Origin of the sequence: Curtobacterium sp. MCPF17_021 (genome assembly GCF_003234605.2) — a bacterium.
GTDB lineage: Bacteria > Actinomycetota > Actinomycetes > Actinomycetales > Microbacteriaceae > Curtobacterium > Curtobacterium flaccumfaciens.
Genome location: NZ_CP126252.1, coordinates 3,537,727 through 3,549,777 on the forward strand (window position 1 = coordinate 3,537,727; position 12,051 = coordinate 3,549,777).

Genomic DNA, 12,051 nt, shown 5'->3' on the forward strand with positions numbered 1-12,051 from the left:
CGTCCACCCCTCTCGGGCGTCCGGTCTCTCCGACGCCCGTGTGAATCCTCCCACAGGCTCCCGAAGAAGGACCGGGGCCGAACTGGTCAGACCTGGACGGTCGTCACCGGCAGGGTCGAGTCCGCCGCGATGCCGAGGTCGCTCGGCGCGTGCCCCTCGGCCACGAGTCGGGCGCCGACGGCGGCGATCATCGCGCCATTGTCCGTGCACAGGTCGAACGGCGGGATCCGGAGCCGCACGCCCGCGGCCGCGCAGCGCTCCTCGGCGACCTGTCGCAGTCGGGCGTTCGCGACGACCCCGCCACCGAGCAGCAGCCGGTCGACGCCGGTGTCGCGGCACGCGTTCAGGGCCTTGGTCAGCAGGACGTCGACGACGGCTTCGCGGAAGCTCGCGGCGACGTCGGCCACCGGCACCTCGCGGCCCTCGTCGCGGCAGCGCTCGACCCACCGTGCGACGGCGGTCTTGAGCCCTGAGAACGAGAAGTCGTACCGGTGCGCGGCCATGTCCTTCGGCAGCGTCAGTCCCCGGGGGAACCGGATCGCCGTCGGATCGCCATCGGCCGCCGCACGGTCGATCTGCGGGCCGCCGGGGTAGGGCAGGCCGAGCAGCCGCGCGACCTTGTCGAACGCCTCGCCCGCCGCGTCGTCGATCGTCTCGCCGAGCAGTTCGACGTCGCCGACCAGGTCCCGCACCAGCAGCAGTGACGTGTGGCCACCGGAGACCAGCAGCGCGATCGTCGGCAGCTCGATCTCGCTGCCGTCCTCGCGCAGCACGTCGGCGCCGACGTGCCCGACCAGGTGGTTCACGCCGTACAGGGGCTTGCCGGTGGCCACGGCGAGCGCCTTCGCGGCTCCCACCCCGACCATGAGCGCCCCCGCCAGGCCCGGCCCGGCGGTCACCGCGACGGCGTCGAGTTCGTCGAAGGTGACGCCGGCACGCTCGAGCGCCTCGTGCAGCGCCGGCGTCATCGCCTCCAGGTGGGCCCGTGCGGCGACCTCGGGCACGACCCCGCCGTAGCGCGCGTGCTCGTCCATGCTCGAGGCGATCACGTTCGCCAGCAGGGTGCTCCCCCGCACGATGCCGACGCCCGTCTCGTCGCAGCTCGTCTCGATGCCGAGCACCAGTGGTTCAGTCGCGCTCACCGAGGGCCTCCTGTCCGATGGGTCCGACGACGGACGACCGCTCGGCGTCCGGGCCGAGCAGTTCCGCCCGCATCACCCACGCGTCGACGCCGTCCGGTTGGTAGTAGCGCGGCCGGGTCGCGATGTGCTCGAACCCGAACGCCGTGTACATCGCCTGTGCCACGGGGTTGTCCGCGCGCACCTCGAGGAACACCTCGCGCACACCGCGGCGCTGCGCTTCGTCGAGCAGTTCCGTGAACAGGACCCTCCCGAGCCCCTTGCCGCGCTGGTCCGCGGCGACGGCGATGGTCTGCACGTCGGCGACCGGGTTGCCCGCGAGCGACGAGAGCCCGGCGTACCCGACGACCAGCGGCGCGGACGTGTCGTCGACCGTCTCGATCACGACGTAGTACCCGTGCGGTGAGTACAGCTCGCCGGACATCTGCGACGCCGACCAGGCGTCCGTCGGGAACGAGACGTGCTCGAGCCACATGATGTCGTCGAGGTCCTGCGGGTGTGCTCGCCGCAGGCGGAGCCCGTCCGGCAGGGTCACTGCTTCACCCGCTTGGGCGCACCCGGCACCGTGACGTCGGGCTCACGCAGGTACAGGGGCGTGTCCTGGTCGAACGCCGCATCGGACGCGAGCCGGTCCGCGGCGAGCGAGCCGAGCCTCCAGGCCGGGATGGACGCGACCGTCACGCGGTCCCAGCCCACCGCTTCGGGCCGGGAGGCGCGGATCGCGTCGTCGAGATCGGCGGGCTTGGCGAGTCCGGGGCCGGCCACGCGGACGCCGTCGGCGTCGTAGGCGCTCCAGTAGACCTCGCGGCGGCGGGCGTCCGTGAGGACGACGAACGGCCCGGCGATCCCCGAGTCGCGCTGGTCGGCGGCGACGGCGTCGTGGCTGACGAGGGGCAGGACGGGGACGTCGCGGGCGGCGGCGAAGGTGCGGGCGGCGGCGATGCCGACGCGCAGACCCGTGAAGGGGCCGGGGCCCATGCCGGCGACGACGCCGGTGACGTCGGCGCCGGTGATGCCGGCCTCGGCCAGGGTCTCCGCGAGGAACGGGCCGATCACCTCGGCGTGCCGTCGGCTGTCCTCGGTGTCGCGGGTCGCGAGGGCCTGGCCGGTGGCCGGGTCGACGACGGCGACGGAGGTCCCGGCGGAGGTGTCGATCGCGAGCAGCACCCGTCCATCGTAGGCGGCGGTCAGCGCGCCGGCAGCCCGCGGGACCACGCGACCTCGCGGGCCAACTGCCCGGTCCGACGGAACAGGCGGACCTGGTGGGTGTCCGGCAGCGCGGCAGCCAGCGCCTGTCGGTCGGCGGGCGTGAAGCCGAGCGACTGCCAGAACGGACCGGAGCGACGCGAGAACAGCCACGCGCGCTCGGCACCGGCCTCGGTCGCCCGCTCGATCGCGAACCGCGCCAGGCGCGTGCCGGCCCCGGAGCCGCGGTGCTGCGGGCCGACGGCCACGCTCCGGATCAGCACGTGCAGGCCGTCAGCGCTCGCCTCGAACCCGGTGCTGCCGACCACCCTGCCGGCGTCGTCGCGGTCGATCCAGAGCCGCACCGCCGGCTCGTCGAGCCCGGCGAGGGTCAGATCCGCCCCGACGAGGAACGCGCGGAGCGCCTCGACGTCGTCCGCGTCGACGGGCTGCAGGGTCAGAGGGCCACGCCTTCCCAGCGCGGGCCGGTGGCGGTGACGACGACGCGGCGGGGTTCGTCGGGGACGTCGTCCGGGTCCGTGTCGTCGGCAGGTGCGGTTCCCGCGTCGGCACCGGTGGCACGGGTGATCTCGACGTCGAGCACGCTGTCGCTGATGCCGTCGACCATGCCGCGACCCCACTCGACGACCACGATGGCGGCGTCCCAGTCGAGGTCGAGGTCGTCGAGCTCGACCGGGTCGGACAGACGGTAGGCGTCGACGTGCACCAGGTCGGGGCCGGCGGTCGTCGGGTGCGTCCGGGCGAGGACGAAGGTCGGGCTGGACACCTGGCCGCGTGCGCCGAGTGCGGCGCCGAGCCCGCGCGTCAGGGTCGTCTTGCCGGCGCCGAGCGGTCCGGTCAGCACGACGAGGTCCCCCGCGCGCAGCACGGGGGCCAACCGGGCGCCGAGCTCCCCCATCGCCTCGGTGCCGTCGACGGTGGTGTCGAGCAGGACGTGCGGCAACTCGGTCACGGCCGCTCGCCCCGCAGGTACTCCCCGACCCGTCCCTCGATGTCGTGGCCCTCGTAGGACCGGGGCACGCGGCTGCCGATGCGGCAGACGATCTCCTCACCGATGGTCTCGAGCGCCGCGCCCCACTCGAGCACGGTCATCTCGTCGTGCTCGCCGGTGCCGAACAGCACGACGGTGTCGCCGGTCTGCACGTCGTCCTCGCCGACGTCCACCAGGAACTGGTCCATCGCGACGCGGCCGGCGATCGGGTAGCGCTTGCCGCGGATCGCGACCTCGATGCGGCCCTGCGCCAGACGCGGGACCCCGTCGGCGTACCCGACGGGCACGAGGGCCAGGGTCGTCTCGGTCGCCGTGCGGTACGTGTAGTCGTAGGAGACGCCCGTGTCGACGGGGACGCGCTTCGTCTTCGCGACCGACGCGGTCAGGGTCATCACCGGCTCGAGTCCGAGGTCGGCCGCCGAGACGCCGTCGGCTCCGGGGATGCCGAACAGGTTCGCGCCCATCCGGACCATGTCCTTGCGGAACTCCTTGCGCTCCAACCCCGCGAGCGACGCGGCGACGTGCTCCATCGGGACGTCGAGCCCGAGGTCCTCGGCGATCTCGATCGCGGCGTCGAACACGGCGACCGCGGCGCTGTCCTCGTGGTCGGACGCCTCGGCCAGGTGCGTGTACGCGGCGACGACCTCGATGCGGCCGTTCCGCTGGGCGTCCCGGGCGAGCTCGACGAGCGCCGGCCAGTCCGCCGGGGTCGCGCCGTCGCGGTGCAGGCCGGAGTCGACGCCGAGGTGCACCCGGGCCGGTCGCTGGTCGACGGCGTCGACGATGCGCTGCAGCTCGGCGACGTTCGAGACGCCGAGGTCGACGGCCGAGTCGATGGCGTCACGGAAGTCCAGGTCGGGGTCGTGCTGCCAGGTGAACAGGTGGACGTCCTCGCCGACGCCGATCGAGCGCAGGCGCAGGGCCGCGGGCACCGTCAGCACGCCGATCCAGCGGATGCCGGCGTCGACGGCGGCGAGCGCGATCGGCTCGAGGCCGTGCCCGTAGGCGTCGGCCTTCATGATCGCCATCACGGCGACCGGGTCCATCCACTCGCGGACACGGTCGAGGTTGGCACGGTAGGCGTCGAGGTCGATGCGCGCCTGACGCAGCGGTGCGGAGCTCACGTCGTCCTCCGTTCCACGCTGCGGCCGATCCGGGCGACCACCTCGTAGTTGATCGTGCCGACGGCGTCGGCCCAGTCCTCGACGGCGGGGTCGCCGTTCGCGGGGTCGCCCCACAGCACCGCCTCGTCGCCGACCTGCACGTCGGCGTCGCCGATGTCGACGTGCATGGCGTTCATCGCGACGCGTCCGACCACCGGGAACGTCCGGTCGCCGATCCGCACCGAGACCCGGTTGCCGAAGTCGCGGTCGAAGCCGTCCGCGTAGCCGAGGCCGATCACGGCGAGACGGGTGTCCGTCTCGGCGCGCCAGGTGTAGCCGTAGGAGACACCGTCGCCCGCAGCGACCGGCACGGTGCGGAGCACGGCGGCGGTGACCCGCATCGCCGGGCGCAGCCCCAGGTCGGCAGAGGTGCGACCGTCGAAGGGGCTCAGCCCGTACAGGGCGAGTCCGACGCGGGACAGGTCGTGGCGGGTCTCCGGCACGGCGATGCTCGCGGCACTCGCGGCGAGGTGCACCACGTCCGGCACGATGCCGTTCACGGCGAGGCCGTCCAGCGCCCGCTGCAGTGCGGCGTCCTGGTCGAGGTCGTCGGTGCGCGACGCGTTCGACAGGTGGGACATGAGCCCCTCGACCCGGGTGCGGTTGCCGCCGCGGGCCAGGGCGCCGGCGGTCGCGAAGAGCTCGGCCCACTCGGACTCGACCGCACCGTTGCGGCTCAGGCCGGTGTCGACGCACAGGTGCACGGCGCGGACGTCGGAGTCGGCGGCTGCGGAGAGCTGCTCGACGCTCGACACTGCGGGCGTCACGTCGAACTGCGCGGCGCGACGGAAGTCCTCGTCGGGGGCGTGCAGCCACGCGAGGATCCGGACCCCCTCGTCGATGCCGCCCTGACGGAGCGCGACGGCCTCGTCGATGTCGGCGACCCCGAGCCACTCGGCACCGGCGTCCACGAAGGCCTGGGCCGCGTCGAGGGCCCCGTGGCCGTAGGCGTTCGCCTTGACCACCGCGATGACCCCGGCCGGGGCGACCCGGTCGGCGATCGTCGCGTAGTTCTCGATCAGGGCCCCACGGTCGACCGTGATCCCGGTGAACGCACTCACTGAACCGTCCCCTCCAGGACCACGTCTGTTCCTTCCAGGACCACGAACGCGGTCGCGATCCCTCCATCATGCGAGAGCGACAGGTGCACGCTCGTCACGCCACGCGCGTCCGCCACCTGCCGGGCCCCCTGGTGCAGGGTGAGCGACGGGTTCCGCTGGTCGTCGGACACGACCTCGAGGTCCTGCCAGCTGAGGCCGGCACTCGAGCCAAAGGCCTTGATCAGGGCTTCCTTCGCCGCGAACCGTGCGGCGAGGGACGCGATCGGCCGGGGTTCGCCGTCACGGACCTGCTCGGACGGCGTGAACAGGCGCGCCCGCATCGCCGGTGTGCGCTCCAGCACCTGTTCGAACCGCTCCAGGTCGACCACGTCGACCCCGATCCCGATGATCACCGTCGCGACTACTCGACGGTGACCGACTTCGCGAGGTTGCGTGGCTGGTCGACGTCCAGGCCCTTGGCCGCGGCGAGCTCCATGCCGAACATGTGCAGCGGTGCCACGGCGAGCAGCGGCTCGAACAGCGGGGTCGCCAGCGGGATCCGCAGGACCTCGTCGGCGAACGGCAGCACCGCGGCGTCGCCCTCTTCGGCGATCGCGATCACCCGGGCACCGCGGGCGCGGATCTCCTGGATGTTCGAGACGACCTTCGGGTGCAGCGATCGGGGGTCGCGCGGCGAGGGCACGATGACGAAGACGATCTGGCCCGGCTCGATCAGGGCGATCGGGCCGTGCTTGAGCTCACCGGCGGCGAAGCCCTCGGCGTGGATGTACGCGAGTTCCTTGAGCTTGAGGGCACCCTCGAGCGCGATCGGGTAGCCGACGTGGCGGCCGAGGAACAGCACGCTCCGGGTGTCCGCCATCCAGCGGGCCAGGTCCTTGATGCCGGCGGCGTCCTCGATGGTCTGCTGCAGCTTCGGGGCGAGCCCTTCGAGCTCGGCCACCTGCTCGGCGATCTGCTCGGTGGTAAGCGTGCCGCGCAGCGTCGCCAGGTGCAGCCCGAGCAGGTAGAGCGCGACGCCCTGGGCGATGAAGGCCTTGGTCGACGCGACGGCGACCTCGGGCCCGGCGTGCGTGTAGATCACGGCGTCGGACTCACGCGGGATCGTGGCGCCCTGGGTGTTGCAGATCGACAGGACCTGCGCACCCTGCTCGCGGGCGTACTTGACGGCCATGAGCGTGTCCATGGTCTCGCCGGACTGGCTGATCGAGACGACCAGGGTGCGCTCGTTCAGCACCGGGTCGCGGTAGCGGAACTCGTGCGCGAGCTCGACCTCGACCGGGATGCGGGCCCACTGCTCGATGGCGTACTTGCCGAGGATGCCGGCGTAGGCGGCGGTGCCGCAGGCGATCACGATGACGCGGTCGACGGTCGCCAGGCGCTCGGCGATCGGGTCGAGGTCGGTCAGCGTGACGGCGCCGTCGTGGACGCGACCGAGGATCGTCTTCGCGACGGCCTCGGGCTCCTCGCTGATCTCCTTCGCCATGAACGAGCTCCAGCCGCCCTTGTCGGCGGCGGAGGCGTCCCAGTTGACCTCGAACTCGGTCGGCGTGGCCGGGGTGCCGTCGAAGTGGATGACGTCCACGCCGTCGGGGCGGATCGTGGCGATCTCGTCCTGCCCGATCGACAGCGCGCGCTGCGTGTAGGCGACGAACGCGGCGACGTCCGAGCCCATGAAGTTCTCACCGTCGCCGAGCCCGACCACCAGGGGCGAGTTGCGACGGGCACCGACGACGACGCCGGGCTGGTCGGCGTGCACGACGAGGAGCGTGAAGGCCCCTTCGAGCCGCTGCACGGCCTGCTGCATGGCGGCGGTCAGGTCACCGGTGTCGCGGAAGGCGCGTCCGACCAGGTGCGCGGCGACCTCGGAGTCGGTCTCGCTGCGGAACTCGATGCCCTCGGCCTGCAGTTCGGCGCGGAGCTCGGAGAAGTTCTCGATGATGCCGTTGTGGATGAGGGCGAGCTTGTCGCCGTCGGCCAGGTGCGGGTGGGCGTTGCCGTCGGTGGGGCCACCGTGGGTCGCCCAGCGGGTGTGCCCGATGCCCGTCGTGCCGTCCGGGATCGGCGACGACTCGAGCTCGTCGACCAGGGCCTGGAGCTTGCCGGCCTTCTTGGCCGACACGAGGTCTCCGGCTGGGTCGACGACGGCGATGCCCGCCGAGTCGTAGCCGCGGTACTCGAGGCGACGGAGGCCACCGAGGAGGACGTCCTGGCTGCTGTTGCTGCCGACGTAGCCGACGATTCCACACATGGAAGCGATCCTACGGTCTGCCTGGACGCCGACCCTGCGAAGTCCCGGGGGTGGGGATAACGTTTCGGCCATGGGACGCTTCGACGACATCGCCATCACCACGCTGCACGGCGAGGACACCACGTTCGGCGCCTACGCCGACAAGGCCGTACTGGTCGTGAACGTCGCCTCCCGGTGCGGCCTCGCCCCGCAGTACGAGCAGCTCGAGGCCCTGCAGAAGCAGTACGGCCCCCGCGGGTTCACGGTGCTGGGCTTCCCGAGCAACCAGTTCCTGCAGGAGCTCGGCTCGTCCGAGGCGATCGACGAGTACTGCTCCACCACGTGGGGCGTGACGTTCCCGATGTCCGAGAAGGTCAAGGTCAACGGCAAGAGCGCCCACCCGCTCTACCAGGCCCTCAAGGAGACCCCGGACGCCGACGGCAAGGCCGGCCGCGTCGCGTGGAACTTCGAGAAGTTCCTCGTCGCCCCCGACAGCACCGTCACGCGCTTCCGCCCCACCACGAAGCCGGACGCCCCCGAGGTCGTCGCCGCCATCGAGGCGGCCCTCCCCGCCTGACGCGTCGCGTCCTGCGGACGCGCACCGAGCACTGGACGGGAGGCCCGGGGCACGTGAGCCGGTCGGCTCGCGTGCCCCGGGCCTCCCGTCTGTACGCTCGATCCCATGCCGTTCTCGGAGACCGCCGTCGCGCACCCGACCCCGTTCGTGGAGATCCCACGTGACGATTGGTCCCAGCTCGCCCCGAAGGAGCACCTGTCGCTCACCGAGACCGAGATCGTGCAGCTGCGCGGTCTCGGCGACCGGTTGGACATGCAGGAGGTGCAGGAGGTCTACCTGCCCCTGTCCCGCCTGCTCACGCTCTACGCCGCCGGCGCGCGGAACCTGCACGCCGAGACGAGCCGGTTCCTCGGGGAGCGCGCCGGACGCACGCCGTTCGTCATCGGCGTGGCGGGCTCCGTCGCGGTCGGCAAGTCCACGGTCGCCCGCCTGCTGCGCGAGCTGACGAAGCGCTGGCCGGACACCCCTCGGGTGGAGCTCGTGACGACCGACGGCTTCCTGTACCCGAACGCCGAGCTCGAGCGCCGCGGGATCATGGACCGCAAGGGCTTCCCGGAGTCGTACGACCGCCGCTCCCTGCTGCGCTTCGTGAGCCAGGTGAAGAGCGGGGCGACCGAGGTCCGCGCGCCGTACTACTCGCACCTGGTCTACGACATCGTGCCCGATGCCGAGATCGTCGTCCGGCAGCCCGACGTGCTCATCGTCGAGGGCCTCAACGTGCTGGCACCCCCGGTGCACGGGCGGCTCGCGCTGTCCGACCTGTTCGACTTCACGATCTACGTGGACGCGAAGACGAAGGACATCGAGTCCTGGTACGTCGACCGGTTCCTCGCCCTGCAGGAAGAGGCGTTCTCGAGCCCCGACTCGTTCTTCCACCGGTTCGCCTCGCTCTCGCGTGAGGACGCGGTGCGAACGGCGACCGACGTCTGGCGGGCGATCAACGAGCCGAACCTGATCGAGAACGTGCTGCCCACGCGCTCCCGCGCCACGCTGGTGCTGAAGAAGGGCGCGAACCACAAGGTGAACTCGGTCCTGCTCCGCAAGATCTGAGCGGGGGGGGCAGCGCAGCCAGCAGGGCAGCGCAAAACACCGGTGTTCGCGAGCTGAACCGCGGCATGCACGTGTTCAACCGGCGAACACCGGTGTCTTGCGGAGGGAACCCCTACGCGGCGTCGAGCGCCAGGCGGTCCTGCACGACGGCGGCGAGCTCCTCGGCGATGCGCTGGGCATCGTCCTGCGAAGCGGCCTCGACCATCACGCGCACGACCGGCTCGGTGCCCGACGGACGGAGCAGCACGCGGCCGCTGTCCCCGAGCGCCTCGCTGGCGGCGGCGATGGCGTCCTGCACGCCCTGGTCGGCGAGCCCGTGGCGATCGACGCCCCGGACGTTGAGCAGCACCTGCGGGAACACCGTCATGCACGAGGCGAGCTCCTGCAGGGTCTTGCCCGTGCGCGCCATCTCGGCGACCAGGTGCAGCCCGGTCAGGATGCCGTCACCCGTGGTGGCGAACTCGTTGAAGATGATGTGGCCGGACTGCTCGCCACCGATGGAGTAGTCGCCCTCGGTCATCTTCTCGAGCACGTAGCGGTCGCCCACGCCGGCCTCGATCACGGTGATGCCCGCGTCGGCCATGGCGCGCTTCAGCCCGAGGTTCGACATGACCGTCGCGACGAGGGTGTTGCCCTTCAGCCGTCCGCGCTCCTGCAGGGACAGCGCGAGGATCGCCATGATCTGGTCGCCGTCGATCGCGTTGCCCGCGGCGTCGACCGCCAGGCAGCGGTCCGCGTCGCCGTCGTGCGCGATGCCGACGTCGGCACCGTGCTCGAGCACGGCGCGGGCGAGGTTGTCGATGTGGGTCGAACCGACGCCGTCGTTGATGTTCCAGCCGTCGGGGTCGGCGCCGATGAGCGTCACGCGGGCACCCGCGTTGACGAAGACCTCGGGCGAGACGCCGGCGGCGGCACCGTTCGCGCAGTCGAGCACCACGTGGATGCCGTCGAGCCGGTGCGGCAGCGTGCCGAGCAGGTGCACCACGTAGCGGTCCTCGGCGTCGGCGAACCGCGAGATGCGCCCGACGTCGATGCCGGTGGGGGTGGGTGCGGAGTGGTCGTGCATGGCCGCTTCGATGCGGTCCTCGACCTCGTCCGGCAGCTTGCGGCCACCCGTGGCGAAGAACTTGATCCCGTTGTCGGGAGCGGGGTTGTGCGATGCGGAGATCATCACGCCGAAGTCGGCGTCGATGTCCGCGACGAGGAACGCCGCGGCGGGGGTGGGGATGACCCCGGCGTCGAGCACGTCGACGCCGGCCGAGGCGAGCCCGGCCGCGACGGCGGCACCGAGGAACTCGCCGGAGACGCGCGGGTCACGCGCGAGGACCGCGCGCGGGCGCGGTCGACCCGACGCCCGGCGGGCGTCGGCATGGTGTCCGTGTGTGAGGACGGCCGCGCTCGCCTGGGCAAGACCCAGTGCGAGCGCGGCCGTCAGCTCGCCGTTGGCGAGACCACGAACCCCGTCGGTACCGAACAGACGCGGCATTGCGATCTTCAGCCGGTGACGACTAGCGCTTCGAGAACTGCGAAGCCTTGCGGGCCTTCTTGAGACCGGCCTTCTTGCGCTCGATGACGCGGGCGTCACGGGTGAGGAAGCCGGCCTTCTTGAGGGCCGCGCGGTTGTTCTCGCGGTCGATCTCGTTCAGGGTGCGGGCGATGGCGAGGCGGAGCGCGCCGGCCTGACCCGAGGGGCCGCCACCGGTGATGCGGGCGACGACGTCGTACGAGCCGAGGAGCTCGAGCACCTTGAAGGGGTCGTTGATGAGCTGCTGGTGCAGCTTGTTCGGGAAGTAGTCCTCGAGCGTGCGGCCGTTCACGACGAACGTGCCGGAGCCCGGGACGAGCCGGACGCGCGCGATGGCCTCCTTGCGGCGCCCGACGGCACCGCCGGAGACGTTGAGGATCTGACGGGGAGCGGCCTCGGCAGCGGCGGGTGCGCTCTCCGTGGTGAAGCTCTCCGGGGTCTGGTCGAGGGAATCAGCGATCTGAGCCATGAGTTTTCTGTGTCCTTGAAGTCGTCGTGGCCGGAACTACTGTGCGACCTGGTCGAAGATGTACGGCTTGGGCTGCTGCGCGGCGTGCGGGTGCTCCGCGCCGGCGTAGACCTTCAGCTTCTTGAGCTGCTCGCGGCCGAGGGTGTTCTTCGGCAGCATGCCGCGGATCGCCTTCTCGACGGCGCGGGTGGGGTGCTTCTCGAGCATCTCCGGGTAGGAGGTCGCCGTCAGGCCGCCCGGGTACCCCGAGTGACGGTAGTAGACCTTCTTCGCGAGCTTCGAACCGGTCAGGGCGACCTTGTCGGCGTTCACGATGATGACGAAGTCACCCATGTCCATGTGCTGGGCGAAGGTGGCCTTGTGCTTGCCGCGCAGGAGCGCCGCGGCGTGGGTGGCGAGACGGCCGAGGACGACGTCGGTGGCGTCGATGACGATCCAGTCGTGCTGGACGTCTGCCGGCTTAGGTGAGAACGTGCGAGTCACAGGAGTGCTGCTTTCGTGTCGAGGTGAGGAGTCCGTGAATCCCACTCCGGTCGGGAGTTCCACGGGCAGAAGCACGGGGAACACCTCGGTTGGAGGGCTCATCTGACTGTCCGCGCGCGGGGCGCACAGACCAAGGTGAGAGCCTAGCCGACGCGGGGTA

Annotated in this window: 14 protein-coding genes; 2 read left to right on the top strand and 12 right to left on the bottom strand. The window is 71.6% G+C overall.

Annotated elements, in window-relative coordinates; all coding sequences use genetic code 11:
* Positions 1-86: 86 nt before the first annotated feature.
* The 9 genes from tsaD to glmS form a co-directional block, all read right to left on the bottom strand.
* Positions 87-1,142 carry a tRNA (adenosine(37)-N6)-threonylcarbamoyltransferase complex transferase subunit TsaD gene (gene tsaD, locus DEJ29_RS16670; RefSeq protein ID WP_111094828.1) on the bottom strand — a complete coding sequence of 352 codons (1,056 nt, stop codon included), beginning with the start codon at positions 1,140-1,142 and terminating at the stop codon, positions 87-89.
* Complete coding sequence (gene rimI / locus DEJ29_RS16675; protein WP_181438173.1) at positions 1,129-1,674, bottom strand: ribosomal protein S18-alanine N-acetyltransferase; 546 nt, start codon at positions 1,672-1,674, stop codon at positions 1,129-1,131. Before rimI ends, tsaD begins: the two co-directional genes overlap by 14 nt.
* Positions 1,671-2,306: a tRNA (adenosine(37)-N6)-threonylcarbamoyltransferase complex dimerization subunit type 1 TsaB gene (tsaB, locus tag DEJ29_RS16680; RefSeq protein WP_111094852.1), complete on the bottom strand. Its 636-nt coding sequence runs from the start codon at positions 2,304-2,306 to the stop codon at positions 1,671-1,673. The genes rimI and tsaB overlap by 4 nt, the downstream gene beginning before the upstream one ends.
* Before the next feature lie 20 nt (positions 2,307-2,326).
* Positions 2,327-2,689: a GNAT family N-acetyltransferase gene (locus DEJ29_RS16685; RefSeq protein ID WP_349775193.1), complete on the bottom strand. Its 363-nt coding sequence runs from the start codon at positions 2,687-2,689 to the stop codon at positions 2,327-2,329.
* A gap of 92 nt (positions 2,690-2,781) precedes the next feature.
* Positions 2,782-3,297, bottom strand: a complete 516-nt coding sequence (tsaE, locus tag DEJ29_RS16690) for a tRNA (adenosine(37)-N6)-threonylcarbamoyltransferase complex ATPase subunit type 1 TsaE (RefSeq protein WP_181438172.1) — start codon at positions 3,295-3,297, stop codon at positions 2,782-2,784.
* Positions 3,294-4,460: an alanine racemase gene (alr, locus tag DEJ29_RS16695; RefSeq protein ID WP_181438171.1), complete on the bottom strand. Its 1,167-nt coding sequence runs from the start codon at positions 4,458-4,460 to the stop codon at positions 3,294-3,296. The genes tsaE and alr (DEJ29_RS16695) overlap by 4 nt, the downstream gene beginning before the upstream one ends.
* Entirely contained in the window at positions 4,457-5,560 is a 1,104-nt protein-coding gene (alr, locus tag DEJ29_RS16700) for an alanine racemase (protein WP_111094826.1), read from the bottom strand. Before alr (DEJ29_RS16700) ends, alr (DEJ29_RS16695) begins: the two co-directional genes overlap by 4 nt.
* Positions 5,557-5,952: a holo-ACP synthase gene (locus DEJ29_RS16705; protein WP_111094825.1), complete on the bottom strand. Its 396-nt coding sequence runs from the start codon at positions 5,950-5,952 to the stop codon at positions 5,557-5,559. The genes alr (DEJ29_RS16700) and DEJ29_RS16705 overlap by 4 nt, the downstream gene beginning before the upstream one ends.
* An 8-nt stretch (positions 5,953-5,960) precedes the next feature.
* Positions 5,961-7,808, bottom strand: coding sequence for a glutamine--fructose-6-phosphate transaminase (isomerizing) (gene glmS / locus DEJ29_RS16710; protein WP_042537488.1), 1,848 nt, complete (start codon positions 7,806-7,808; stop codon positions 5,961-5,963).
* A 70-nt stretch (positions 7,809-7,878) separates the two neighbouring features.
* Here glmS and DEJ29_RS16715 point away from each other — a divergent pair, with 70 nt between their 5' ends.
* Entirely contained in the window at positions 7,879-8,364 is a 486-nt protein-coding gene (locus DEJ29_RS16715; protein WP_027466713.1) for a glutathione peroxidase, read from the top strand.
* Between the two features lie 105 nt (positions 8,365-8,469).
* The gene (coaA, locus tag DEJ29_RS16720) at positions 8,470-9,414 is read left to right on the top strand and encodes a type I pantothenate kinase (protein WP_111094824.1); all 945 of its coding nucleotides are present in this window, start codon (positions 8,470-8,472) and stop codon (positions 9,412-9,414) included.
* A gap of 112 nt (positions 9,415-9,526) precedes the next feature.
* On the opposite strand, the gene glmM is transcribed toward coaA, so the two are convergent.
* From glmM to rplM, 3 genes are read right to left on the bottom strand one after another with little or no spacing between them, the layout of a single operon-like run.
* Positions 9,527-10,900 (bottom strand): phosphoglucosamine mutase, encoded by a 1,374-nt coding sequence (glmM, locus tag DEJ29_RS16725; RefSeq protein ID WP_111094823.1) that lies wholly within the window; start codon positions 10,898-10,900, stop codon positions 9,527-9,529.
* Between the two features lie 22 nt (positions 10,901-10,922).
* Entirely contained in the window at positions 10,923-11,408 is a 486-nt protein-coding gene (rpsI, locus tag DEJ29_RS16730) for a 30S ribosomal protein S9 (protein ID WP_017885499.1), read from the bottom strand.
* Positions 11,409-11,444: 36 nt separating this feature from the next.
* Positions 11,445-11,891 (bottom strand): 50S ribosomal protein L13, encoded by a 447-nt coding sequence (gene rplM / locus DEJ29_RS16735; RefSeq protein ID WP_027466717.1) that lies wholly within the window; start codon positions 11,889-11,891, stop codon positions 11,445-11,447.
* Positions 11,892-12,051: the final 160 nt, after the last annotated feature.